The sequence below is a fragment of the Pseudoalteromonas sp. NZS127_1 genome (genome assembly GCF_015864295.1).
GTDB lineage: Bacteria > Pseudomonadota > Gammaproteobacteria > Enterobacterales > Alteromonadaceae > Pseudoalteromonas > Pseudoalteromonas arctica.
The window spans coordinates 357,097-383,362 of record NZ_JADYXO010000001.1; the positions used below are offsets into that span (position 1 = coordinate 357,097).

25 protein-coding genes are annotated in these 26,266 nt (G+C 39.4%); 12 read left to right on the plus strand and 13 right to left on the minus strand.

Translation table 11 applies throughout. The features are described from left to right. Positions 1 to 45: 45 nt before the first annotated feature. The gene (gene asnS, locus I6F50_RS01450) at positions 46 to 1,443 is read right to left on the minus strand and encodes an asparagine--tRNA ligase (protein ID WP_024612616.1); all 1,398 of its coding nucleotides are present in this window, start codon (positions 1,441 to 1,443) and stop codon (positions 46 to 48) included. A 297-nt stretch (positions 1,444 to 1,740) separates the two neighbouring features. Here asnS and I6F50_RS01455 point away from each other — a divergent pair, with 297 nt between their 5' ends. Continuing rightward, a complete protein-coding gene (locus I6F50_RS01455; RefSeq protein WP_166419606.1) occupies positions 1,741 to 2,175 on the plus strand; it encodes an AAA family ATPase in 435 nt (144 codons plus the stop codon). 219 nt (positions 2,176 to 2,394) lie between these two features. On the opposite strand, the gene I6F50_RS01460 is transcribed toward I6F50_RS01455, so the two are convergent. The 8 genes from I6F50_RS01460 to bioA form a co-directional block, all read right to left on the minus strand. Continuing rightward, positions 2,395 to 3,459 carry an HD domain-containing phosphohydrolase gene (locus I6F50_RS01460; RefSeq protein WP_197175135.1) on the minus strand — a complete coding sequence of 355 codons (1,065 nt, stop codon included), beginning with the start codon at positions 3,457 to 3,459 and terminating at the stop codon, positions 2,395 to 2,397. Positions 3,460 to 3,499: 40 nt separating this feature from the next. After that, positions 3,500 to 3,865: a response regulator gene (locus tag I6F50_RS01465; RefSeq protein ID WP_010552738.1), complete on the minus strand. Its 366-nt coding sequence runs from the start codon at positions 3,863 to 3,865 to the stop codon at positions 3,500 to 3,502. After that, positions 3,840 to 5,030, minus strand: coding sequence for a HAMP domain-containing sensor histidine kinase (locus tag I6F50_RS20470; RefSeq protein WP_010552739.1), 1,191 nt, complete (start codon positions 5,028 to 5,030; stop codon positions 3,840 to 3,842). The genes I6F50_RS01465 and I6F50_RS20470 overlap by 26 nt, the downstream gene beginning before the upstream one ends. A gap of 441 nt (positions 5,031 to 5,471) precedes the next feature. Further along, positions 5,472 to 6,488, minus strand: a complete 1,017-nt coding sequence (locus tag I6F50_RS01475; RefSeq protein WP_197119336.1) for an ABC transporter ATP-binding protein — start codon at positions 6,486 to 6,488, stop codon at positions 5,472 to 5,474. A 14-nt stretch (positions 6,489 to 6,502) separates the two neighbouring features. Beyond that, on the minus strand, positions 6,503 to 8,002 hold the full coding sequence (locus I6F50_RS01480) for an iron ABC transporter permease (RefSeq protein ID WP_024589223.1): 1,500 nt from the start codon (positions 8,000 to 8,002) through the stop codon (positions 6,503 to 6,505). Continuing rightward, a complete protein-coding gene (locus I6F50_RS01485; protein WP_197175136.1) occupies positions 8,002 to 9,042 on the minus strand; it encodes an extracellular solute-binding protein in 1,041 nt (346 codons plus the stop codon). The genes I6F50_RS01480 and I6F50_RS01485 overlap by 1 nt, the downstream gene beginning before the upstream one ends. Further along, a complete protein-coding gene (locus I6F50_RS01490; protein WP_197175138.1) occupies positions 9,043 to 9,855 on the minus strand; it encodes a hypothetical protein in 813 nt (270 codons plus the stop codon). Between the two features lie 178 nt (positions 9,856 to 10,033). Next, positions 10,034 to 11,335 carry an adenosylmethionine--8-amino-7-oxononanoate transaminase gene (bioA, locus tag I6F50_RS01495; RefSeq protein ID WP_197175141.1) on the minus strand — a complete coding sequence of 434 codons (1,302 nt, stop codon included), beginning with the start codon at positions 11,333 to 11,335 and terminating at the stop codon, positions 10,034 to 10,036. Positions 11,336 to 11,429: 94 nt separating this feature from the next. On the opposite strand from bioA, the gene bioB reads away from it, so the two are divergent. The 8 genes from bioB (at position 11,430) to I6F50_RS01535 (ending at position 20,175) form a co-directional block, all read left to right on the plus strand. Next, complete coding sequence (bioB, locus tag I6F50_RS01500; protein WP_166419596.1) at positions 11,430 to 12,470, plus strand: biotin synthase BioB; 1,041 nt, start codon at positions 11,430 to 11,432, stop codon at positions 12,468 to 12,470. A gap of 13 nt (positions 12,471 to 12,483) precedes the next feature. Then, on the plus strand, positions 12,484 to 13,641 hold the full coding sequence (locus tag I6F50_RS01505; RefSeq protein WP_197175143.1) for an 8-amino-7-oxononanoate synthase: 1,158 nt from the start codon (positions 12,484 to 12,486) through the stop codon (positions 13,639 to 13,641). Then, complete coding sequence (locus I6F50_RS01510) at positions 13,638 to 14,525, plus strand: methyltransferase domain-containing protein (RefSeq protein ID WP_197175144.1); 888 nt, start codon at positions 13,638 to 13,640, stop codon at positions 14,523 to 14,525. Before I6F50_RS01505 ends, I6F50_RS01510 begins: the two co-directional genes overlap by 4 nt. Before the next feature lie 294 nt (positions 14,526 to 14,819). Further along, entirely contained in the window at positions 14,820 to 15,503 is a 684-nt protein-coding gene (gene bioD / locus I6F50_RS01515) for a dethiobiotin synthase (RefSeq protein WP_197175146.1), read from the plus strand. 163 nt (positions 15,504 to 15,666) lie between these two features. Then, entirely contained in the window at positions 15,667 to 17,220 is a 1,554-nt protein-coding gene (locus tag I6F50_RS01520; RefSeq protein WP_197175148.1) for an FAD-dependent oxidoreductase, read from the plus strand. 596 nt (positions 17,221 to 17,816) lie between these two features. Further along, the gene (gene htpX / locus I6F50_RS01525) at positions 17,817 to 18,680 is read left to right on the plus strand and encodes a protease HtpX (RefSeq protein ID WP_197175151.1); all 864 of its coding nucleotides are present in this window, start codon (positions 17,817 to 17,819) and stop codon (positions 18,678 to 18,680) included. A 233-nt stretch (positions 18,681 to 18,913) separates the two neighbouring features. Next, a complete protein-coding gene (locus I6F50_RS01530) occupies positions 18,914 to 19,432 on the plus strand; it encodes a hypothetical protein (protein ID WP_197175153.1) in 519 nt (172 codons plus the stop codon). 200 nt (positions 19,433 to 19,632) lie between these two features. Then, the gene (locus tag I6F50_RS01535; RefSeq protein WP_197175155.1) at positions 19,633 to 20,175 is read left to right on the plus strand and encodes a hypothetical protein; all 543 of its coding nucleotides are present in this window, start codon (positions 19,633 to 19,635) and stop codon (positions 20,173 to 20,175) included. Here I6F50_RS01535 and I6F50_RS01540 read toward each other — a convergent pair. The 3 genes from I6F50_RS01540 to gloA form a co-directional block, all read right to left on the minus strand. Continuing rightward, positions 20,172 to 21,770, minus strand: a complete 1,599-nt coding sequence (locus tag I6F50_RS01540) for an MASE1 domain-containing protein (RefSeq protein ID WP_197175157.1) — start codon at positions 21,768 to 21,770, stop codon at positions 20,172 to 20,174. The genes I6F50_RS01535 and I6F50_RS01540 overlap by 4 nt on opposite strands. Continuing rightward, a complete protein-coding gene (locus I6F50_RS01545) occupies positions 21,757 to 22,386 on the minus strand; it encodes a response regulator transcription factor (protein ID WP_197175159.1) in 630 nt (209 codons plus the stop codon). The genes I6F50_RS01540 and I6F50_RS01545 overlap by 14 nt, the downstream gene beginning before the upstream one ends. A gap of 167 nt (positions 22,387 to 22,553) precedes the next feature. Next, complete coding sequence (gene gloA, locus I6F50_RS01550; RefSeq protein ID WP_197175160.1) at positions 22,554 to 23,081, minus strand: lactoylglutathione lyase; 528 nt, start codon at positions 23,079 to 23,081, stop codon at positions 22,554 to 22,556. Positions 23,082 to 23,291: 210 nt separating this feature from the next. On the opposite strand from gloA, the gene I6F50_RS01555 reads away from it, so the two are divergent. Together I6F50_RS01555 and I6F50_RS01560 are read left to right on the plus strand one after the other, a co-directional pair. Next, positions 23,292 to 23,651 (plus strand): hypothetical protein, encoded by a 360-nt coding sequence (locus tag I6F50_RS01555; protein WP_101216649.1) that lies wholly within the window; start codon positions 23,292 to 23,294, stop codon positions 23,649 to 23,651. A gap of 26 nt (positions 23,652 to 23,677) precedes the next feature. After that, a complete protein-coding gene (locus I6F50_RS01560; RefSeq protein WP_197175161.1) occupies positions 23,678 to 24,181 on the plus strand; it encodes a DUF421 domain-containing protein in 504 nt (167 codons plus the stop codon). Positions 24,182 to 24,282: 101 nt separating this feature from the next. Here the strand turns inward: I6F50_RS01560 and I6F50_RS01565 are convergent, their stop codons facing one another. Continuing rightward, positions 24,283 to 24,900, minus strand: a complete 618-nt coding sequence (locus tag I6F50_RS01565) for a trimeric intracellular cation channel family protein (RefSeq protein WP_165728663.1) — start codon at positions 24,898 to 24,900, stop codon at positions 24,283 to 24,285. Between the two features lie 417 nt (positions 24,901 to 25,317). Between I6F50_RS01565 and I6F50_RS01570 the strand changes: the two genes are divergently transcribed. After that, entirely contained in the window at positions 25,318 to 26,190 is an 873-nt protein-coding gene (locus tag I6F50_RS01570) for a hypothetical protein (RefSeq protein ID WP_197175162.1), read from the plus strand. Positions 26,191 to 26,266 lie beyond the last annotated feature (76 nt).

The window sequence follows — 26,266 nt, forward strand, 5'->3', positions numbered from 1 at the left end:
AGCCAATTGGCTGGTTTTTAGTATTTATAAACGGCTAACTTAGTATTAGTAAGTTGCGCTGCCTTTAGTACGAGGGAAGGCAATAACGTCACGTACGTTGCCCATACCTGTTACATAAGCAACTAAGCGTTCAAAGCCTAAACCAAAGCCTGAGTGCGGCACGCTACCGTATTTACGTAGATCGCGGTACCAGCTGTAATCTTCTTTGTTTAAGCCCATTTCTTCTAAGCGTGCATCAAGTACATCAAGGCGTTCTTCACGTTGTGAACCACCAATGATCTCACCAATACCTGGTGCTACAATGTCCATTGCGGCAACGGTCTTACCGTCTTCGTTTTGGCGCATGTAGAATGCTTTAATATCACGTGGGTAGTTTTTAATAACTACCGGTGCTTTAAAGTGCTCTTCAGCTAAGTAACGCTCGTGCTCAGACTGTAAATCTACACCCCATTCAACAGCGTACTCAAACTTTTTACCACAGTTTTTAAGGATCTCTACTGCTTCAGTGTAATTTACCTGCGCGAAGTCTTTTTCTACAAATTCTTCTAAACGCGTAATTGCGGTTTTTTCTACACGTTGTGCAAAAAATTCCATGTCATCACGGCGCTCTTCAAGTACGGCTTTAAACACATACTTAAGCATATTTTCAGCAAGTTTTGCGATGTCTTCTAAATCAGCAAACGCAACTTCAGGCTCTACCATCCAAAATTCTGCAAGGTGGCGTGATGTATTTGAATTCTCTGCACGGAATGTTGGGCCAAACGTGTAAATTTTTGACATTGCAGACGCGTAAGTTTCGCCATTTAACTGGCCAGATACAGTAAGGAATGCTTCTTTACCGAAGAAATCTTCGCTGTAATCAACTTCGCCTTTGTCTGTAAGCGGTAAGTTTTGCATATCAAGCGTAGATACACGGAACATTTCGCCAGCACCTTCACAGTCACTTGCCGTAATGATTGGCGTGCTGATCCAGTAAAAGCCTTGCTCGTGATAAAAACGGTGAATAGCTTGTGCTAAACAGTTACGTACACGTGTTACCGCGCCAATCATATTTGTACGAGGGCGAAGGTGAGCGTGCTCACGTAAGTACTCAATGCTATGGCGCTTTGCCGACATTGGGTAAGAATCTGGGTTTTCTACCCAACCTAATACAGTCACAGTATTAGCTTGAATTTCGAAAGACTGACCTTGGCCAGCAGATTGCACTAAAACACCAGTAACCGACACAGAACAACCGGCTGTTAAGCTAGTAACTTCATCATAATTATTCAGTGAATTAGGAACTACCGCTTGAATAGGATCAAAACACGAACCGTCATGAACGGCTAAAAATGAAATTCCTGCTTTTGAATCGCGGCGAGTACGGATCCAGCCCTTAATTGTTACTTGGCTGTCTACCGCAACATTGCCTTTTAATAGCTCTGAAATCGCTAAATGGCTCATCTTCACTCCAATGATATAAGTTGCCTAACTATTTTATTTTAACTGTGCGCAGCACTGTGGCATAAATTGCACATAAACGGCGCTGCACTTGAACCCTGTATCTTACCTAGTAAAGTTGAATAAAAAAACTATTGTGGGCAACTCTTTAAAAGTTTTTATGCATGCGGTTTATTTTTAAACAGTTTTTAGCGTTTAATTGCCACTATTGTTATTTGTTACTCTTAAATTTAATGATTTTGTGGCATTATTAACACACAAATTAAATTAATATTTATTCACACTTAAAAAATCGATGCTATGAAACAAGTTTTTATTTTACGAGGACTACCAGGAAGTGGTAAGTCTTATTATGCGCAAAGCCTTGCTGACGAATTAGGTGGAGTTGACGAAAGCCAATACCTAATCTGCTCAACTGATGATTACTTTATTAACGAGCAGGGCGAATATCATTTCGATAAATTTAAATTGTCGCAATTTCATAATTTAAACTTAGCGCGTTTTATAAATGCACTTGCTCAAAATATGCCATTGGTAATTGTAGATAATACCAATATTAAAAAGTGGGAATTTATAGCGTACTCGCAAGCCGCTATTGCTTTAGGCTATCAAGTAAAAGAAGTGATAGTGGGTGAAGTGAAAGACAAGTCAATGCAGCACTTATATGCTAAACGTAACTCGCATAATGTCCCGCTTAAAACAATAAGCAAAATGGCCTACATGTTTGAGTGGTAGTGCTAAATTTTAGACTGCACGTCTAAATTATTTTGAGTTATAGTATTTAAATGAGCAGTGATTTTTTCATTGCTCCAATCCCACCAAGCTATATCTAGCAGCGTATTTATTGTTCTATAGTCAAATATAAAAAGCCTACTTGAGGAAAACCTTCCATTGGTGAAGGATTATTGGGGTTTGGTCCGTTCATTGGGTTTTCTCTAATTAATTATGGACGTGTTACTTTTCAGCATACTTTTGTTTAATTGCTAAAATCTCTTCTTGAACTGCAAAAAAAGCATCTACTACTGCGGGATCAAAGTGATTTCCACTTCCTTCTTTAATAATGGCAAATGTTTTCTCTTGTGAAAATGATTTTTTATAAGGTCGCTTTGACGAAAGAGCATCAAACACATCAGCAATTGCAACCACACGTGCTGCAATAGGGATGTCATTACCTTTTAAACCATCAGGATAACCAGAGCCGTCCCATTTTTCGTGATGTGAGCGGGCAATAATTTCGCCTAGCTTAATAACTTCTGAGTCAGAGCCTGAAAGTATATTAGCGCCTACAACAGTATGCTGCTTCATTATTTCCCATTCTGCTGCATCTAATTGACCAGCTTTTAGCAAAATATGGTCAGGCGTTGAGATTTTACCAAGGTCGTGCATAGATGCCGAAAATAAGATATTTTCAACGGTTGTTTCATCTAACCCAATACTACGCGCGACGGCTTCAGAATATAAGCTCATTCGTTGAATATGCGCACCTGTTTCTTCATCTTTATATTCAGCGGCTTTGGTTAATCTATTTATTGTTTCAAGCGATGCGTTTTTTAGGCTTTGCATTGCTTGTTTTAAAGATTGCGTTCTTTGCTCGACTTCAGCTTCTAATTGTCTCTGATAATTTGTTCTTAAATCGTTATAGTCTTTAATCTTAAGAAGGGACTTAACGCGCGATAATAGCTCGTTTTTATCTACAGGCTTTGTAATAAAATCATCGCAACCAGCATCAATCCCTTTAACTCGCTCTTTTGTCTCTCTTAAAGCAGTAATAAGGACGATAGGTAATAGCTTTAATAGGGCGTCTTCTCTAACACGGCGTGTTACTTCAAAACCGTTCATACCGGGCATCATTATATCAAGTAAAATAAGGTCTACAGGTTGTTGTGCTAAGATATCTAATGCTTGTTGCCCGCCAGTCGCTGTTACTGTTTTATATCCCTTGGGTTCAAGATAAGCTTGCATGAGTTCTATATTTTGAAGGTTGTCATCTACAACCAAAATTAAAGGGCTATCTTTCATTAACTGTTCCTGTGTATCAAGGTTTAAATAATTGTAGTCATTACTTTATATATAAACTTATTTGTTGAGCAAACGTGCGTGTATCTATAGGCTTAGAAATATACGCACTGTTAGGTATACACAGTAATTGGTCTATATCTGCGGGTAAAACAGAAGCGGTAACAAAAACAATAGGAATATCTGCAGTTTCTTTTTCATCACGCAAAATTTTCGCAACCTCTGTTCCAGACATATCTGGGAGTTGGACATCTAATATAATAATTTTTGGAGTCTCACGCTTTATTGTTAAAAGCGCATCTCTTGCATTCATAGCAGTGAATACTTCAAAATTTGCCATGAGTAAAAGATCTTCCTCTAGCAATAGGTTATTCGCATTATCATCAACTATAACTATTTTGGTTTTCATTATGCTTTACCACAGACTTTTGTTTAATTGGCAAAGTTATACGAACCGATGTGCCTTTATTAACACCTTCAGATTCAATAACAAACTCGCCTCCATGCAACTTTACTAGACTTTTTGCGATTGGCAGCCCAAGTCCTGTACCTTCTGTTAATCTAGAATAGGGGGTTTCTATACGGAAAAAACCTTCAAATATTTTTTCCATATTTTCAGCAGCAATACCTATACCCGTATCCCAAATTATTATTTCTATTTCTGTATCAGTATGTCGTGTTTTAACGCCAATTTGACCCTCATCGGGTGTAAACTTCACTGCATTTGAAAGCAAATTATAAAGTATCTGTTTAACCTTAAGGGAGTCAGCTTCAATTGGTGGCAAGTCATCAGCAATATCAAGACACATATTCAATTTTTTCTGGTTAGCTGTATCTGCTGTAAGCCCTGTAATTTCGTGCAATACTTGGCGTATCGGCAAATGAGAGATGGTGAGACTCATTTTGCCTGCTTCAATCTTTGCCATATCCAGTATTTCATTAATAAGTAACAGTAAATGTTTGCCGCTCACCAATACATTTTTAACATACTGTTTTTGTTTGTCATTTAAAGTGCCAAATGTTTCATCGTAGAGCACCTCAGAAAAACCATTTATAGAATTAAGTGGGGTTCTCAGTTCATGCGACATATTTGCTAAAAACTCTGATTTAACTCGAGCAGCACTTTCCAAGTCACTCGTTAGCACTTCTAGCTCTTTATTCGCTTTTACGAGTCCTTCTTGAATCGCGTTACGTTCAGTAATGTCCTCGATAGACAATAAAATAATACGATCTTTTGACTGAGTACGTTTAATTTGCCTTGCGTTGAGCAGCATTGTACGCCAACCAATTGTTTTAAAATTGTGCTCAACTTTATAATCATCAAAACTCGTTTTTTGAGGCAATATGGTTTCTAATAATTCACGAAGCTTAGGAATGTTCCATTGATTATTACCAAGGTTGTATATTAGTTTCCCGACAGTGTCTTTATGGTTAGCGCGAAAAAATTCATAAAATGAGCGGCTTGCTGTAACTACTCTTAAATGTTGGTCTAAAACAATCAGTGGTTCTCGAACCGTGTTTACAATACTTTCGGAGTATTCTAAGAGTTCTTTCTTGGTACTTATTTTATTCACTATCTAGATCCTTTGTACCATTAAGGGCTGAACAATTTTATAAACGTTTAAAGGATAATTAAGGTTCAGCAATACTTGAATATAGCTTTATTTTTATAATTCGTTAGCTAAAAGCAATGCTTAATAATGTGTTTCAATGTTTGTGTGTGGTTTTAACTAATATAAAAGGCGTAACCTGATAAGTGATATCTGAGAGGAACTGTTTAACATTAATCTTTGTTCAGTAAACAGCAACAGCTGATTAATAGCAAGAGGTTCATAATTTAACCTGCATATTATTGTTGTTTATTGACTATAGTGAGTTTTTTAAAGGTAAAAAGTATTAGTTTTAAGCGAGATAGGGTTTTAACGGGGAACGTATTTAAACTGAATTTTGGGTCTAAATAGTAAGTATTGATGTAGGTATTAATGTTTAAATTAATGCCTACATCAATATTTTAATCAGTCTATAGATTTATAAACCGCTAATGGGTGCGAGGTACTTAGTGATACATGCACTTCGTCGCCAGGGTTTACCACAACTTCATGGCTTACTCGGCTAGTTACAACCGTAGAGCACGCAAGTTTTACAGCGCACAAGCGGCTGCCACCTTCAAAACGTACCCAAATTACTTCGCCGTTATTGCCAACACTGCTTTGTACAAGTAACACATCATCTGGTCGAAGTAGTACATCAACGTCGCCACTTTCACAGTCAACGCCATGAGCGGGAGCATTACCAATTGAGGTAGTGGCTTGTCCTTGGCTAAATTGGCCGCTAATAAAGCTGGCTTCACCTAAAAAGCGTGCCACAAAGCGATTATTTGGGGTACTAAAGCAGCGCTCGGGTGTATCGATTTGCTGAATTTTGCCGCCTTTAAGTATACCAACACGATCGCCAACTGAGAGTGCTTCTTCTTGGTCGTGTGTTACCCAAATCGCCGGTACGCCAGCGGCTTTAAGTGCGTTTCTAATGTCCCAACGAAGCATGTCTTTAAGGGCGGCATCTAAGTTTGAAAGCGGCTCATCAAGCAATACAAAATCAGGTTGGTGGGCAAGGGTGCGCGCAAGTGCAACACGTTGCTTTTGTCCGCCAGAAAGCGTTGCTGGTTTTTTATCTCTAAAATCGCTCAGTCCAAGTAGGTTTATCCAATACTCAGCAGGGGCTGTATCTTTTAATCTAAAGCAAATGTTTTGCTGTACGGTTAAGTGCGGAAATAACGCAAAATCTTGAAACACCATACCTACACTGCGTTTTTCAGGAGGTAGTGTTAATTTGGGTGTAGCGCGCCATTTACCCGTGTTTATTTCGCCTTCGCTAATAGGTATAAGGCCAGCAAGGGCTTGTAAAATTGTACTTTTACCACAACCTGTTGGCCCTACAAGCATAAGGATTTCGTTTTCACCCAGCGATAAGTTTAAATCGCTTACTACGCGGTTACTGCCATAATCTATAGACAACTGACTTACAGATAGCATTGTTTCTTAAATCCTTAATGTTCAAACTGGTTGCGTTTTTCGCCAGACATCATAATAGCTAACCCGCAGGCAGATATCACTACTAACAATAATCCAGGAATAGCAGCGCGACCAAAATAGCCCGCTTCGTATACACGCCATAAATATGTAGAGAGGGTTTCAAACCCTGTTGGGCCAAGTAATAGCGTGGCTTCGAGTTCGCGCATTGACTCTAAAAACACCAGTGCTGCACCGGCAATAATACCGCGCATTGTTAAAGGCAGTGTTATACGAGTAAATACTTCACGTGGGCTTGCCCCTAATACGCGCGCAGACTTTACTAAGCTTGGGTCTAAGTGTTCGGTGCTTGTTCTAACAGAGCCCACAGCAAGTGGTAAAAATCGCAGCATATAAGCAATAATAAGCAATCCCAGTGTTTGATATAAAAACGGTAACTGCAAACCACCGTAAACAAGCGCTGTGCCCATTACTATACCCGGAATACCAAAACCAAAGTAAGTAACACGCTCCATTATACGACCCGCTTTTCCACTCAGTGCGGCATGTGCAACGGGGATCGCAACGATAACGGCTACAATTGCCGCAATACCCGATGCATACGTAGAGTTCCACGCAATATTAAAATCAAATGAGCTAAAACCATCACGAGCTAACCAAAGCGAAAATATAGCCAAAGGCAAGCCAATAGCGAGCAGTAAAACAGGTGCAAACGTAATAAATATTGCACTTAACTGTAGTTTGCTTGGGAATAAAATTAACGGGCGACCTTGGCGCTCAGGGGCTGTTTTTATTTGTGATTCAACTAAAAGTAAAAAGCCAACAATAACCATCAGTTGAAGCGAAAGCATGGCTGCGCGCCCTAACGCAAAAGCGTTGTATTCAACGTAAATTACGCGGGTAAACGTATCTAAGCGCATCATTGCGGGCGTGCCAAAGTCTGATAATGTATAAAGGGCGACTAACAAAGAGCCTGCTGCAATACCGTTAACTACGCGCGGTAATATAACTTTAAATATACTTTGCGTCATCGACATACCCAGCGTTCGTGCAGCATTAACCATGCTTGCATCAAGGCTTAGTAGGGATGAGCGAGTTGTCATCATTACAAACGGGAAAGTATAAAGCGTCATCACAATTGCAGCGCCTGTTAGGCCATACATTGATGGTGTTTCTATTCCTGTTAAGGTGTTTATTTCGCCACCGGGGCCAAAAGCAGCATAAAGTGTAAACGCGCCAATATAACTGGGGATTGCCAGCGGCGCCGCAAATACAACTAGCCAGAGTTTTTTAAATGGCAAATGCACATACGCGCTAATAAACGCCAGTGGCACACCAATTAAAATAGATCCGAGTACCGTCAAACCCATTAACGATAACGTGTTGCCTAAAATTTGCAGATTGTGGGTGTCAAATACTGAGCTTGCATCGCTTGCAAGCACTATTAATACATAAACAGGGGTAAGCGCAACAAGCGCTGCAAGCAGCGCCATTGGATAAGAGGCAGGTATTCTCATTACAATACGCCGCTGCTACGCATCAAATCTATAGTAGGGCGTAAATCAGCAAGCTGTGTTAAATCTACTTTAGGTGGAGAAATATTAGCAAGTGATGGTAGACCCTCAGGTTGGGTAATACCATTTACTAACGGAATTTCGTACGCTTCACTGGCTAAGTAACCTTGTACTTCTTTACTAAGTAAGTAACGCATAAAGTTAGTAGCAAGCGGATCGTCGTTAAGGGCTAATACACCCGATGCATTAACTAAACAGCCCGCATCATTTTGTGTAAATGCTAAATCAAGCTTGGCATCAGGCTTGCCTGATTTTAAACGCAATGTGTAATAGTGATTAGCAAAACCAATATCAACTTCACCGCGCTCAACGCCCATAACAACACCTAATTCGCCAGCGTATGTTTTAGCACGTTTTTTAATCTTTTTAAGCCACTTAGCGGTTTTGTCGTCGCCTTCTAAAATTCGCATTGCGGTTACAAATGATTGAAAAGAAGCGTAGGCGGGTGCCCAGCCAATACTTAAATCGCTGTCGGCAATTTCCATAATACTTGTTGGAATTTGATCTTTGGTCAAACGCGACGTGTTATATGGCAATGTACGAATACGGCCAGTTACTGGAGCCCACTCTTTATATCTAAATTGTGGTTGTAACTGAGCAGATAAATCACTTGGGATAGGTTGTGCAAGGCCTGCATCGGTTACTAAACCAATCGCGCCTGAATCAACCGCCCAAAATAAATCAGCGCGGCGAACGCCGGCTTTAGCTTCTGCAACAATCGTATTTGCTAAAGCAGCAGTAGGACCTCGGCGTATACCGAGTTTAAAGTCTGGATTTTTTTTCTGGATTGCTTGCAATACGTTTTCATACAAACCACCTTCGCCTCGGCCTAAATAAAGAGTTAACTCGCCTTTAAGCTTTGGTAAATCATCAACAGAAACTGGGTTTGCTATATCAGCGGCTAGCGCACGAGAAAGAGGCAGTGGCAATGAGCCAACCACCCCTAACGCAGCTATGCCTTGAATAAAGGTCCTACGCTTCACTTAAAATACATCCTTACGGGCTTTTTCGGCTTTTTCTATTAAAACCTTAGCGCGCTCTAATTTTGTTTGCATATCACTGATCACATCGCGTACTTCATCGACGCTTTTGCTGTTTTTAATTGCTAGTGGCAGTGTTACGTTAAAGTCTTTTTCCAGCACTTCAACTAGGTTAGCGTCTTGCTCAATAAGTGTACCTTCAACGCCTTCAAACAGGTGTAGATAAGTATCGTGAACAATTTCAGTTGCTTCGTCTTGTAAACGCTCAGCAAATTTAGCTACTACACGGTCTAATTTGTGCTTAATTTCATCAATTGTGGCACTTTGTGTCATTTCTTTTGTAGCGGTAGCTTTTACAGTGTCTAACAAGCCTTTTTGCTGGAATTTTGCAGCAAGCTTAACAGCCCCAAGGCCTTGCCACAAGGCTATGTTCATCGCTTCTTGCTCTTTACGTACTTCAGCCGCTGGTTTGCCATTTTCAATGGCCATTTTTACGCCATAAATACCTTGCCAAATAGAAGCGTATACCGGTACAAAGTTAGTTTCTATTGCGCTATGAAACTTAACTGATTCCCAATATTCAATTAAATCATCTGTTTTAACCGCTTTAGCGCCTTTGGTATCGTAGTCGTTTACCATGGTGTCAACTTTGCCAATCATCCATTCAACTTCTTCATTGTAACTTTTAATGTTTTCTTGAAGATGATTTACATGCTCGCCAATTGGGCCATTGGCCAATACTGGTTGCGCCATAAAAGCTGAAGCAAGTAAAAGGCTTACACCTAACGTTTTAGCCGGTTTAAATAATAAATTCATTGCAAAAGAGTCCATAAAGGTAATTGTAAATGATAGACATTATCATATAGTTAAAGATTAAGGAGATCAATAACCACAAACTGTCAAAATAGATAAAAACACTAAATGTAGCGGCTAGTTACACATTGTTGGCACTAATCAACAAATTAACGGGTATTGATACGCTTAATATGAGTATTTAAACGTAGTGTTTGCCTTCAATAGCGTTATAAATGGCATCACACAGTGTTTTTATACTCGTATCATCACTTATATACGGTGGCATAAGGTAAATTAGTTTACCAAAAGGGCGGATCCACACACCTTGCTCTACAAAATAAGCCTGAATTTTAGCAACATTCACATTGCCTGCTTTATCGGTAAGCTCTACAACACCAATTGCGCCTAAAGTACGTACATCAGCAACGTCATCCAATTCACTGCATTTATTAAGTTGTTGAAGTTGAGTATTTAGCTGCTTTATTCGTTGTTGCCAGTTTTGCTCGAGTAATAAATCGATACTTGCACACGCCGCAGCACAAGCAAGCGGGTTACCCATAAAAGTTGGGCCGTGCATTAAAACGCCAGCTTCACCTTCGCTTATGCCAATGGCTATTTTATCGCTAGTTATAGTGGCCGATAGCGTCATTGAACCGCCTGTGAGGGCTTTGCCAATACACATTATATCGGGTTCAATATTGGCATGTTCTACGGCAAATAATTTACCTGTTCTGCCAAAGCCTGTGGCAATTTCGTCGCAAATGAGCAGCACATTATATTGCGTACAAAGCTTGCGTGCGCAGGCAAGGTAATCGGGGTGATAAAAGTTCATTCCACCCGCGTTTTGCACAATAGGTTCAATTATAAATGCAGCTACTTGGCTATGGTGGGCTTGAAAGTATTCTTCAAGCGCTAGGGCTTCTGCTTGGTTAAACTCGCTACCAAACTTACTCACCGGTGCAGGTACAAATACATGCTCAGGTAAAAAGCCGCTATACAAACTATGCATTGAGTTAACAGGATCGCATACGCTCATGGCTGCAAACGTGTCGCCATGGTAACCCTTGTAGGGCGTCATTAATTTTTGTTTGGTGGTAATACCTTGGCTTAACCAATATTGCAGCGCCATTTTTATCGCCACTTCAACGCTTACCGAGCCGCTGTCGGCTAAAAACACTTTAGTTAAACTAGGCGGCGTTATATTGACTATTTTTTTGCACAGTTCAACTGCGCTGTTATGCGTAATACCACCAAACATAATGTGGCTCATACTGTTAATTTGCTTAATCATCGCGTTATTTATAACAGGGTGGTTATAGCCATGTATTGCGCTCCACCACGAGGCCATGCCATCGATTAATTGCTCGCCAGTTTCAAGGTGAATAATGTTGTGATTTGCGTGGGTAACGGGGTAAACCGGAATTGGCTGTGTCATAGAGGTATATGGGTGCCAAATGTGCTGTCGATCAAAATCAAGGTCAATCGTATTCTTTTTGCTCATATGTAAACTTTAACTTGGTGGGCTTCGTTGACAATAGTACTTCAACTCGTAGACTAAGCCAATATCACCGTTATGAAAAAAATAAGAGAGTATTATGGAACTTGCACCTGTTCGTCACGATTGGACCCACGCTGAAGTTAAAGCATTATTTGAAATGCCGTTTAACGATTTACTTTTTAAAGCTGCATCGGTTCACCGTGCTAATTTTAATCCCAATGAAGTGCAAATTTCTACGTTGTTATCAATTAAAACAGGCGCTTGCCCAGAAGATTGTAAGTATTGCCCGCAATCGGGGCACTACCGTACTGATTTAGAACGCGAACGCTTAATAGAAGTAGAAAAAGTAGTAGAGCAAGCACGCCTGGCAAAACAAAAAGGCGCAACGCGTTTTTGTATGGGCGCTGCATGGTCAGATCCAAAAGACAGAGACATGCCGTACATTTCGCAAATGGTTAAAGAAGTAAAAGAGCTAGGTCTAGAGACCTGTATGACGCTGGGTAAACTCACTAACGAAAAAGCGCATGAACTTAGAGACGCAGGGCTTGATTACTACAATCACAACCTCGACACATCACCTGAGTATTACGAGCAAATTATATCAACACGTACATTTCAAGATAGATTAAATACCATTGACCACGTGCGCGACGCTGGTATGAAAGTATGCTCGGGCGGAATTGTCGGTATGGGCGAGCAAGCAAGCGACCGCTACGGGCTACTTATGCAGCTAGCTAATTTGCCACAACAGCCAGAAAGCGTGCCTATTAATATGCTTGTAAAAGTTAAAGGCACACCGCTTGAAAACATAGACGATTTAGATCACTTTGAATTTGTACGTACCATTGCAACAGCGCGTATTATGATGCCACATAGCTATGTGCGTTTATCGGCAGGGCGTAACGCCATGAACGAGCAAATGCAATCAATGTGCTTTTTTGCAGGCGCTAATTCAATATTTTATGGCGATAAACTACTTACCACCGAAAACCCAGACGCTGATGCAGATATGAATCTAATTAAAAAATTAGGCATGAACCCAGAAAAGCGTCACGACTATTCAGACGAAGCAGTAGAAGCCTCGCTTTCATCGCAAGTGGCCGACAAAGCAACCTCTGAATTATTTTACGAAGCGTAGGCTTTTTATAACTATGCCTTTTGATTTTATAAACACGCATCTGCAGGCTCGCCTGCAAGATGCGCTGCTTCGTAAACGCCAAGTAGTAGAGCATGCAACCGCGCGTACTATTACAGTTAATAATAAAACCTATCTTAACTTTGCCAGTAACGACTACTTAGGTTTTGGTGATGTGGCTATTAACCTTAATGACTCCCATGTGTTAGGCAGCCACAGCTCAGCATTGGTTACAGGTTATCAGGCGCAGCAAAAAGCGCTCGAACAATACTTATGTAAGCAATTGGGTTATAGCGCAGGCATGTTATTTAACTCAGGGTTTAGTGCTAATAGCAGCGTAATTAAAGCGTTGTTTCAAGACAAAACGGCTGCACAAAACAGCGCTATTTTTCAAGATAAGTTAAATCATGCAAGCTTGATTGACGGGGCAATGCACTCTAACGCCGCATTAGTGCGCTTTAATCATAACGATTTAAACCACTTACGCTCACGGCTCGAAAAATCAAAAGCGCTAGATAAGCTAATTATAAGCGAAGGTGTTTTTTCGATGGATGGCGATACTGCGCCATTAAAAGAATTACTCGCCTTGGCAAAGCAACATAATGCCTGGTTAATGATTGACGATGCCCACGGTTTTGGTGCTTTGGGTAAAACAGGGCTTGGTAGTTGCGAAGTACTTTTAGAAGAGGGTATTACACTTCCCGATATATTAGTAATTACCTTTGGTAAAGCCGTTGCTAGTAGTGGCGCGTGTGTACTAGGCAGCCAGCAGTATATTGATTACATGCTGCAATTTAACCGCGATTACACTTACTCAACCGCTATGTCGCCACTTATGGCAAGCCACACACTTGCGCGTATTAAAAGCATAAAAGAAGCTGATGATAAACGCGATAAGCTAAATGCCAATATTGCATTATTTAAGCAACTCGCTAAAAGCCGTAATATTGCCGTAATGGAATCAAACACAGCCATTCAGCCCATTGTTTTAGGCTGTGCTGAACATACTTTAAAAGCAGCTGAAAAGTTAAAGCAAAATGGTATTTGGCTTACTGCAATTAGGCCGCCCACGGTTGCACATAATACCTCGCGTTTGCGCATTACACTTACTGCTGCTCATACAAAGCAAGATATAACCACGCTTATTGAGCACTTAAAAGGTGCAATAGCATGATTGCTCAAAAATTTAGCAATACAAGCACCGCTCATAAGCAGGAATATATAAACACGCCTGCAACGCTTACAGCTATAAATAATGATTCTAATGGCGTTAATACTCATAAAAATGTGAGTAGCAATACATTAAAAAAATCTACACAAAGTAAGTTTTCAAAAGCTGCCGATGGCTACAGCAAGCATGCTAATGTACAAAAACAGGCTGCAAGTGACTTATTTAAACTAATAAACACGCAGCAACATAATAAAAACAAGGTATGTGTAGATTTAGGTGCAGGCCCGCTTGTTAATACGCACTCATTACAAAATATATTCGGCAGTGTTATAGCAATGGATTTAAGCATAAGCATGCTAAAAAGCAGCGCATTAAAAGCGCCACGTATTTGCGCCGATATGGATAACTTACCGCTACAAGCAAACAGTGTTGATGTTATTTACAGTAACTTTGCAGTGCAGTGGTCAGCTAATTTTGAAAAGCTGATGCAATCGCTTTATCGTGCTTTAAAACCCGGTGGTAAAGCGTATATCAGTACAGTAGTATCAGGGTCACTTAATGAAATTAAATCAGCCTTTGCAGCGCTTGATTCGAACAGCCATATAAATACATTTAATAGCGAATTTTATATAAACCAATCAGTCCAAAAGGCAGGTTTTATTATAAACAGCGCACAAAAAGTGGTTTATACCGATACTTACTCAACGCCTTTACAAGCCATTAAATCGATTAAAGCCATTGGCGCTACAACGCAAAATCATAGTAATACACGCCGTGGATTACTTACAAAGTCGGCACTGCAACATGTATTTAATGCATACCCACTAGTAAACAACAAAGCATGTGTGTCCTACCATGTGGTATTGTTATCATTAGAAAAAGACTAGGGTCTGTTGATCTTTCAAGGTTAAATTTGCAGCAGTCTGTTTGGTATTTAGGCAAGGCAGAGCCTATACAGTGTGGTTATTCCCCATAAATAGGCGATAACGTAGCATTAATGCCAAACAGGCGCTGCCCAAAGGGTTCTGCCTAGGGGCTATTTACTCTTTGTTGCTCGGTTTTGACTTAGCCCACTAGGTTACAAATCTCGCGCCGCGATTAAATAGCCCCTAGTTTGAACAAATTTTAATCCGCAAAGTTCAACAGACCCTAAATAAGCCCAAAGACATTAAAGGCAACGCATGAAAGAATTTTTTATAACAGGCACCGACACCGATGCCGGAAAAACTCACGTTACCAGCTTGCTACTAAAGCTACTTGCCCAACATAAAAAACACGCTATTGGCTATAAGCCCCTTGCTGCAGGCTGCGAAATGGCGTTCGATCAGCTTGTAAACGCCGATGCGCTCATACTAATGGAAAGCGCAACCGTTAGTGCTAAGTACGATATAATTAATCCGTTTGCCTTTGCGCCACCTATAGCGCCGCATATAGCGGCTAAGCAAGTAGGTGTTACCATTACTGTTGATAAGCTTACTGAAGCGTATCAAAACGTAAAACAACAAGGCGCTGATTACCTACTTACCGAAGGCGCGGGTGGTTGGGCACTACCAATTAATAATACCGACTATTTATACGATTGGGTAAAGGCTGAGCAGCTACCAGTCATACTCGTTGTTGGTATGAAGCTAGGCTGCTTAAACCATGCCTTACTTACAGCCGCCCATATGCAAAGCCTAGGCGTAAATTGTGTTGGTTGGATTGCCAATCAAGTAGATCCCAATATGGAAGAATACCAAGCAAACCTTGATACGCTTAAAGCACGTTTGCCATTTCCTATTTTGGCTATAAGCCCATACAGCGAACAAACACCTAAACTACAAATATACAAAAGCTTACTCAATACCCTCGATCTAAATTCTTAAAAGTTAAAACACTGCTTTGTTAAATACAAAGCAGTTTTTGTATTAAATACATGCGCATATTTATAGTATTTAAGCCTTGAAATAGCCTACCTTAGTACACATATCAACTTTAATAACCGCAGCCTACATTTACACTAATGTCACCAAGGACATCCCTCACACCATGACGCACCCATTTATTAAAAACTACACCCAAAATGTGCACCAAAAATCTGAAGTGGACGCATTAGGTAGTCGTTTACCAAAAACGCGTGTAGGCATATTAGGTGGGGGCACAGCGGGGGCAACAATTGCGATTCGTTTAGCTGCTTTAGGATTACAAACAACCATTTTTGAGAAAAAAAAGTCGTTAATTGATGGCCCACCAATGTGCCATTTGCATGCTGGTGGTAATTTATACCGAGAAATACCCGACGAAGACTGCATAGATTTACTTAAGCAATGTATAGATATTTTGCGCCTTTATCCTTACACCATCGATGTAAGGCCAACTGTATTTGCAGTACCTACGCGTGATGACGACTCGCCAGAAGATTTACTACCAAGGCTAGATAAGTTAACTCAAGCCTACAAAGAGCTTATTAAGCAAGACGCCAAAAACAAAGTATTAGGTGAGCCAAATAACTATTACCAGCTATATAGTCGTGAGCAAATGCTTGAGCTTAAAAAGCAACAACAAGTAACAGAGCCCAAAACGCTTGATGAATGGATGATACCGGTAGCTAAGCATTTAAATTTAAGCAAAATAAAATACCCACTCATAGTGGCGCAAGAATATGGCTGGAATATATTTAGGCTATCGGCCAGTGCGCAATTAGCGCTGGCACAATACGACCATGCTGATGTTTTAACAAACACACTTGTTAAACACGTATCGCCAGTAAAAACTAACGGTACCAATACGCGCGAGCAAATATCAAAGTGGAATATTGAATACCAATCATCGCAATCCGCAACTACCCAAACACTTGAAGTAGATTACCTTATTAATGCGTGTGGCTTTCAAACCGGCATTATTGACGACATGGTGGGGGTAAATGTTAAGCGCATGGTTGAATTTAAAGCATCCTACATTACACATTGGCAGGGCGCGGGTGGGCAAATACCCGAAATTATTATTTATGGAAAGCGAGGTACGCCAGAAGGTATGGCGCAGTTAACGCCTTATCCTAATGGGTATTTTCAAATACACGGGATGACCAACGCCATTACGCTATTTAACGATGGCTTAGCAGATACAACAGCAATAAGTGCACAACCTAAGCTACCTAATAAGTACCTGCATTATATTGAAGATGGCTGGGACAAAGCAGCGCTGCAAACACGCATTCAAAAAGCCATTGATTATGTAGCCGAATTTGTACCTGCATTTAAAAATGCCAATACACAAAATAATGCGCTGTTTGGCGGCCAACAAATACCAGGGGATGACGACACTTTGCGCGTAGCCGATGTAAGCTTATATTCGCATATTAGTTATGCGCGTGCTGAAAATGTAAAAGCGTCATCAACCCTCACAGCAGCCGATGAAATTGTTACAGAGTTTATAAAATTAGGTTTAGTGAGCAATCAGCCCGATATTAATAAGCATCGTGAAAACCACCAATGGACATACCTAAATAAAACGAGCCATGCAGATATAACCGCAGTGGCTCAAGTATTAGCCAAAGAGCGTGATTTTCCTGTTGAAATGGCATTAGTAAACAACAGTATTTAAAAAGTGGACTAACAGGCTGCGTTTCAATGCACTGATTTAAAATAATATTTATAGGCTTTCTGTAATAAATATAAAACAATAAGCCTTGCTGCTTAGCTAGGGTCTGTTGAACTTTCAAGGTTAAATTTGCAGCAGTCTGTTTGGTATTTAGGCAAGGCAGAGCCTATGCAGTGTGGCTATTCCCCATAAATAGGCGATAACGTAGCATTAATGCCAAACAGGCGCTGCCCAAAGGGTTCTTCCTAGGGACTATTTACTTTTTTTTGCTCGGTTTTTACTTATTCTTACATGGATGTAAGCCAGTAGAATAACGCAGGAGCAGTTATCGAGCCCACTAGGTTACAAATCTCGTGCCGCGATTAAATAGACCCTAGTTTGAACAAATTTTAATCCGCAAAGATCAACAGACCCTGTATTATTACCCCATAAAATTATATTTATAAACACATAAATAACCCTTGCGTTATGACATAGTTTGTCACAGAATGGCGCTAACGGTATGACATAGTGTGTCATGTCGCAGTGATTGCTTTTAGCTGATTTAATTCCAAATGCATTAATCGCTTAGTGATCAAACCTATTTTTGTGAGGACAATATGAAACGTATATTTTTGTTTTTATTAACTAACCTAGCGGTTATGTTGGTATTAGGTGTAGTGCTTTCAATTATAATGAGCGCGCTGGGCTTGAGCCATCGTAGCCTTGGCGGAATTTTACTGATAGCCACTGTGTTTGGTTTTGGTGGATCGTTTATTTCGTTATTTATGTCTAAGTGGATCGCTAAAAAATCAACAGGCGCTCAAGTAATTACGCAGCCACGTAATGAAACAGAACGCTGGCTTGTACAAACAGTATCTGCTCAAGCACAAAAAGCAGGTATTAAAATGCCAGAAGTGGCAATTTACGACAGCCCAGAAATGAACGCATTTGCAACTGGCCCGAGTAAAAACAACTCATTAGTGGCAGTAAGCACAGGCTTAATGCACAACATGACCCAAGATCAGGCCGAAGCTGTACTTGCTCACGAAGTATCGCACATTGCCAACGGCGACATGGTAACGCTTACCCTAATACAAGGCGTGGTAAATACCTTTGTAATATTTGCTGCAAAAGTACTGGCAGGCATAGTAGATAACTTTATAAATAGCGATGAAGAAGAGGGCGGCAGTAGCTGGACTTATTTCTTATTCGATATGTTATTCCAAGTATTATTTGGCGTACTTGCCAGCATAGTCGTTGCAAGCTACAGCCGTAAACGTGAGTTTGCAGCCGACAGTGGCGCAGCTAAATTGGTAGGTGCATACAAAATGCGCTCAGCGCTTGAGCGATTAAAGCAAAACCACCCATCGCAATTAGAAGGTTCAATGATGGCCTTTGGTATTGCAAGTGGAAAAGGTATGGCTGAGCTGTTTTCATCGCACCCACCGCTTGATGCGCGAATAGACGCACTACGTAAGTAGCTATGTAAGTAGTAAATATACTAAGCCAGCTTAACCGCTGGCTTTTTTGTGTTTTCGTTAAAATACTAAAAACACGCGCACTGTGTTTATATACAGTTATCTTTAATGGGTGCTAAAATCGTTACTTATTTAAGCTATTTGTGTTTACGGATATTCTTTGCATGCGTACACTTAAACTCCTTAAAAGTCAGCACTGCTGGTGGTTTTAATACTTAACAAGGATGCTTATTGTAATGGTACATATTCAGCAAACTAAAGAATGCATTATGTGTTTTAGCTCAATTGATTCTCGCGCTAAAAAATGCCCTCAATGCACCTCTCTTCAAGCTAAGTACTCTAACTTAGAAAATAATCCCATAATTATTGGTGCATTGGCCTTAAGTATTGTTGGTATTTTTGGGTTTGTTTTTTATCAAAATATTTATGTAGCAGGGCTTGAAGACCAAGCACAAAAAAACTTAACTGCTAATGTAAGCCAAATAAGCACTAAAAATGAAACCGATAGCTTGTATGTTGCGTGTATAGGGAAAATAAAAAATGAATCAGACTTTTCGTTTAAAAATATAAAGTTTAAAGTCGACTTTTTATCAGAGCAAAACGCACTAGTCGATACGCTATCAATAACCGACGAAGACCTAATTATACTTCCTAATGACTCAACAAACTTTAGAGTAAGAGGTATTGCGCAAAAACAAGCGGCCAGTTATAACAATTGCCAAGTAACAATAACCGATGCCTGGGCTTATAAATAAGCTATAAATCACTTACAAATTAATTATTAGCAGTTAGCTAAACCACTCGCTTTTTTGTATGTAATATTAGTTATTAACTTAAAGCCACTAATTCCAAAATTTATATAAGCCATTTTCCTAGAGCGATTAAGAATATGGATGATTTATTACTTAAGCAATCGTTTATACACTCCTTGTAACTTGCAAGTGAGGGATCGAAAATGAGCTTGATTGATGAAAGTACAAAGGATTTTGGAATCATGAGCGTGTTGCTTCACAGCTTAGGAACTGATTGCTACCGCATTGAGTGGAATAGCAGAATGACCGGAGCTTCAATAAGCTTAATTCGTGTTAAAAAAAACGAATATATAGTTGTGCGCAAATGGGCAACCGCCCGCAATATAGATGACGTATCAGCAGAGTTTGATCGGGCTAACCAAGCACTAATTCATTTTTTAAATAATGTTGATGTAATTAAAAGTAAAAACGAAAGCATTATTGCCGCTAAAGAGCATTGCATAAACTTATTTACCTCAGCTGAGGGCTTAAAACCAATTAGCCATCCGAGCCTACCTACGCCACGCTTACAAGAAGCCATAGGTAAAGAAGTCATTGTAAAATCAAGTTTAGGCAACTATCTAATATCAAAAGGCATGCTATTACAGCTATTAGGTAATCAAGCCGAGATTCAAGTTAATCCCGACCATCTTGACGAAGGCCAATTAAGGCAAAAATTTTATACCAAACAAGTTCATGTTTGCTAGTTAATTGCGCCATCAAAACTCAAAGGCAGCTTTACTTTAATGGTAAAGCCATTTTGTTTAAACACCTTAAAAGTCCCGCCTAACGCCGTAGTTCGCTCCTCTATAAACGCCAAACCGTAGTGACCTGAGTTATCTGTTGGGGTTACTAAAGTCCCGTTATCGCTAATTGTTAACTCAATAAATTCGTCGCTGTTTATTATATTTATAACCAGTTTGCTGGCATTGCTGTGCTTCATACAATTAGTTACTGCTTCTTGGCAAATTCGGTAAATAGCTATTTCGTGATCTTTTGAAAGGCTATTATCTAACTTAAATTGTGGCTGATACTTAATATTTGCCTTGTGCAGTAAGCTTTTTAGTCGCCCTTGTATTATTGCCTTTTCTAAACCGAGTTCATCTAGCTCACGCGGGCGAAGGTAATGCATTAATTGATAAACAGAGTCATACATCGAATTAGCATTATTTTTTAATGTAGTCACAAACGATTGGGTATCTTCGTTACTAAGGTGCGACAAAATAGCTAAATCTGTTTTTAATGCCGTTAGGTTTTGCCCTAATTCGTCATGCAACTCTTGCGAAAGGTGCTTTCGCTCGTTTTCTTGCACCGACACCATTTTGGCAGCCAGCGCCGTGTTTTGAGTTAGCTGTTTTTTAAGCTCTTTATTGGTTTGCTTTAACTCATTATTTTTACGTTTAAGCTCAGTAATTGCAGCGCCTAAAACCATACTGGTAATTGCGTTTGCTAAAATAAATAACTGGCTAATGTAGGTATTGCTAGGCTCGTGCGTAATGCTTGCTTCAACAATTATTAACGCGTTAATTAGCGCTGCACTGCTTACAGCGCCTAACGAGCCATACTTATACGAAAACCAAATTATAGGTAATAACGATGCAAGCCGTAATAGCGGGTAGGTATCTGGGCGAACCGCATAGACAAAAAGTACAATTAATATAAAACACACTAAAGTGGCTACTAGGCCAAATAACTTAGTGAGCCTGACTGTGTTAAAGCTGTATTTAGAATCGTAAATTAACATAATAAAAGGGGCAATTAACAGCGAGCCAGTAATATCACCTAAGCACATGTTTAACTGATATTGCAGTAGCTCTTTAGCAACCAATACATTTGTAAATTCAAATGCACTGGCAAACAAAAACCACTTTATAGATGTACTCGCAACACAAAGCAGTATTAAAGAAAGTATACCTAGGCTGTCGTTAATGCTTGGCGGCCAGCGGCTATTTTTAAACATATAAACAAGCGCTATAAAGCAAAGCTCCTGCCAAAAGCCATGAAATAAATCAAACTCCCAAACCCCACTGTATGTTAAACCAAGCTGCGCAGCTAAAGCGCGTGACACAACCCATAAGGTGAGCCAATAGCGTGTTGGAGTGAGTAAGTAAAACGCAATTTTTACGCCTGCTGGAATAAATATAGCGCTGCTCTCGGGTACGGTTTCAAGGTTTTGGCTAACCCAAAAAGCGGCGAGTGAAGCAATAAAGTAAATTAGCCCCACCAATAACTGTTTAGCTACCTCTTTGTATGCGGTAGTAAAACTAACATTAGATAAAGATGAAACGTTAGGTAAGTTCATCTAACTGTATTACTCCCGCATCAATTGCAATTTTTAGCAGTTCAAACGAGGTAGTAACATTAAGTTTGCTGTATATGTTTGCTTTGTGTACATGTGCTGTTTTAGGCATTATTTCGAGTATTTGCGCCACTTTTTTAGCGTTTAATCCCTTAGAAAATAACGGAAGGGCTTCAAGCTCTCTGTTAGTAAGCACCGTTAATGCTAAATTTTCGCTACTCATCGAAAAATTTACGTCTTCACTAATGTACCTTTTACCTAAAGCGACCGCTTTAACTGCATCTATTAGCTCATCAGAGGCAGAACGCTTAGACACATAACCCAAAGCACCTAATCGCAAAGCATTGCTTACATAAGGTTCGTGGTCGTGCATGGAAGCCACAATACTTTTAATATGCGGGAAAGACTCTTCAAGGTACGATAAAAAAGAAAGGCCGGTTTCAGTGCCGTTAAGCGATATATCAACAATAAATATATCAGGTTGTTCAAGCTCTACAGCCAGCTTGGCTTCTGTCACGCTGCAGGCTTCAATAATTACTTTCCAATCTAGTTGTAACTCTAAAAGCTTTTTAAAGCTGTCTCTTACTAATTGATGATCTTCTATGATGCCAATGAGCATTTAAATCTCCTTTTATGCTTAAAATACAGCGGGCGGGTAACTAATTACCTAAAACGTTTTAAATGGGTTACCTCACTTAAAAGCAAGGTAACAAAACCAGTGGTTCTAAATTGGTAATTAGTTGCTGGTGGAGATTACAACTAAGCTCTTTTTATAGCAGCTTATTATTACTGAGAAAGAATAATCTCAGTAATACCTTCAGCAGATAGTATTTCAATCCAGTAGCCGTCAGGGTCTTTAATAAATGCTAAGCCTTTCATTGAGCCATCATCTGGTTTTTTTACAAACTCTACATCGTATTTTGAAAAGCGCTCACAGGCTTCGTAAACATCCGGTACGCTAATACCAATATGTCCAAATCCTTTAGGTTCTTGGTTACCACTGTGGTAGCCCTCAAAGCTATCGTCGTTTTCAGTGCCCCAGTTATGGGTTAACTCAATTAGCGCAGGGCGACGAAACACCCATTCAGCTTTAGTTTTATCATCACCTTGTGGCAATTCTTGCTCGTAGCCTAAAAAGTAAAGCGTAAACTCCATACCAGGAAAATCATACTTACCTAACAGCTTCATACCTAATACATTTTGGTAAAATTCAAGCGACGGCTTTGGATCTTTAATACGTAACATAGTTTGTTGCATAACAAAGCCTTGAGTGGCCTGTTCAACTTGTTCTGGAGATTCGTTATAGTTAGACATGGTGATCCTTACTGAAAATTATAAAAAGGGTGTAAGTATTACGTGTTCTATCATAATCAACCGCCACTTAAATTAAAACCATTCTAGGTAATTCAACGCGTTATAATTGCCTTTAAATTACTAGCACAGTATTTGCAAAGCGTATAATTAAAACTAATGGGCTGTTAAACATCTCTTGTGCATATTATTAACACAAACTAGGGCGTTTTTTTGAAAACACTTTTACCTTTACTAAGTCTAATATTACAGGCTTTTTTATTACTCGCACTCACGAGTTTTTTTAGTGGGTTTTATAATGCGTATACAGTATTTGCTGGTGGCGATCCTAAGTTAATCGCGGGACATATTTCATCAGCCATTGTTGTATCACTTATACAAATTATCCCTGCTTTAATTGGGCTTTTTATAAATACGTACGTGCTAAATAGTAGGTTAAATAAAAACATAAACAGCTCAGCCATGTTTATAAATATTTCAAAATTTTATGCCTACCTGTGGATTTTATTTATTCCACTTGGTACGTTTTTAGGTATTAAGCAATTAATTAGATTAAAAAGTGTAAGTAAATAACGAGCACTTACAAAAAAGGAGCCATTATGTTTTACGATGATATTCAGGGGTTATTACGTGTACTTACAATAGGCGTACTGGGTTATATTGCACTGGTGTTTTGGCTGCGTGTATCGGGTAAACGTACGCTTTCAAAGTGGAACGTGTTCGACTTTATAGTCACCATTGCGCTGGGCTCTATATTAGCGTCTGTTATTATTTCAAAAAGTGTTCCGTTAGCTGAGGGCATACTTGCCTTTGTAGTATTAATAGGGCTGCAATACGCTATTACCTGGTTTAGTGTGCGCTCGTCAAAATTTGCAGCGCTTGTAAAAGCAAACCCCACGTTATTGTTAAGTAATGGCGAGTATTGTGATTCAGCCCTTAAATCACAACGGGTAACAAAATCAGAAATTCGCGCCGCTGTGCGAGGTGCAGGTATTATTGCAATAGAAGAGGTCGCCGCAGTTGTGCTCGAAACAGACGGCAGCTTTAGCGTAATGGCGCACAATAACAGCGGCTCTAAAACCGCGTTAAGCGATGTAGTGTGAGTACTAAATAGTAAGATCATTAAAGAGTAATAAAGATCATTAAAGAGAAGACAGGCTTTATTGCCTAGCAGATTCAAGCCTGTCTTATATAACTATTTTAACTATTTAGCCGGTTCTAATAAACTAAACGTAGGTAAGCGCCATTTAAAGCGTATTGATGCCATACGTATTAAGTATCCCGCAACTAGGCTTACAATTATGCTTATGTTGTCGTCAATATTGTAATGGTGCAGCGCTAAATATAAGCACGCTACAATTAACGCCACGCTAGCATACAGCTCGTTGTGCAATACCAACGGTGCTTGACGACATATTAAATCACGCAATAAGCCACCAAATACGCCAGTAACAATGGCTGCCACAACACAAATACCATAGTGCAAGCCCATATTAAGCCCCACTTGGCAGCCAATAATACTAAATGCAGCTAAACCCAGGGCGTCTAAGCGCATAAATATGCCTTTAAATTTAACCACCCATTTAGCAAGCCAGGTAGTAACAATACCGGCAATACAGGTAATTAATAAATACTCAGGGTGCTGAACCCACGTAAGCGGGTAATTGCCAAGTAATATATCTCGTACGCTGCCACCGCCAATTGCGGTCGCACTGGCTACCAGCACTACGCCAAACCAATCCATTTTCATTCGTCCTGCGCTAAGTGCGCCGGTCATGGCTTCTGCTGTAATACCAATAATATAAACAATCGTTAATAGCATGAGATAATCACTTGAAATACGTGCGTAAAAATAAGGTGTGGATTGTATAGATAAATTAAGTAAATAACGAATGAAAAATCGTACTAAAAAAGCTTCATTCAGATAGAAATAACTAATGACAAAACCTAGTGTAAACAAGCTGTTAAGCTGGTGGGTGAGTGCGTAATGGTTGATGTAAATTAAAGGACATTTGGCCGCAAATTATAAATTTCAATGCATAACATGCTTAAGTTAATTCATAAGGTGAAAAGACTTGTGTAAAAGTTGACGTTCTTAATAATTGTTACATCTAAATAGATTATAGCTAATACTTTTAGAAATATTTTGTTACAAGGTTCTTGTTAATTATTTGTTTCGTATGTTCCCATTTCGTGTATTTTATAAGTCTCTTTGTATTAATTATAAACGGAATTACTCATGTTAAGTAAGAAAAAATTACTACCCTCTATATTTATACTTTCATCATTATATAGCGTATCTTCTAATGCAGGGGTCTTTGATTTACCCGACAATTGTACCTATGGTAGAGCTGAAAGCTTCGAATTAACATCTGATGATATTGGTAATGGCGTGGAAGCCGGTTATGATATTTATAATGATAACGATAGAAATTATGATCAAGCAGAATTAAATTCTTGGAAACAATTAGTTGAAAGCTTAAAAGAGATTATTGATTCTTACGATTATGTGAGAATTGAAAGCCCTAAGTTTGTACTTCAAAACCAAAGTTTCAGAGTTAAAGCTAATTTGTTTGATACATTCGCTAATATCAGGTTCAACAATTCAGAATTTGGATATGTAGGAACTGACAAATCTAGTATTGAAGCAAATGCATACAGAAATATGAGCTTTAGTAAATCATACGGAGCTGGTTTAGTGTGGGTTAATAGAGCAAACGGGATGTGTTCAGCTGAAAGTGTGTGGGTTCAAAAGCCCCCTCAAATAATTTCAGGAGATACATCATACAATGCTAGTAATGGCCAAATAGTAGTTAATACAAACTATAAAGTGGATAAATACTCAGAAGCAGCAAAAAATCAAAACAAATTAGTAAGAGTTCAAGTCAATATAACTAGCGATAACTTCAATACAACTACCAGCAAATCCATAAATGTAAGTGAATTATCTTCAATAAAGCAGATATCTATTTTACCTCATGCAGGTGCTGGCCTCTACTCTGTTCAAGCTACAGTATACGATGGTAATTACGTAGCAAGTCTAAACCTAGGTAGTACATTTGTAAGAGACGGTACCGTTATTCCTCCTTGTCCAAGATGTAACAAAAATTAATCTATATCCAGTCTTAACCTAAAAGAAGCCAAAAGCTCTAGCTCTTGGCTTCTTTTTAAACTCTAGTAATCCATAA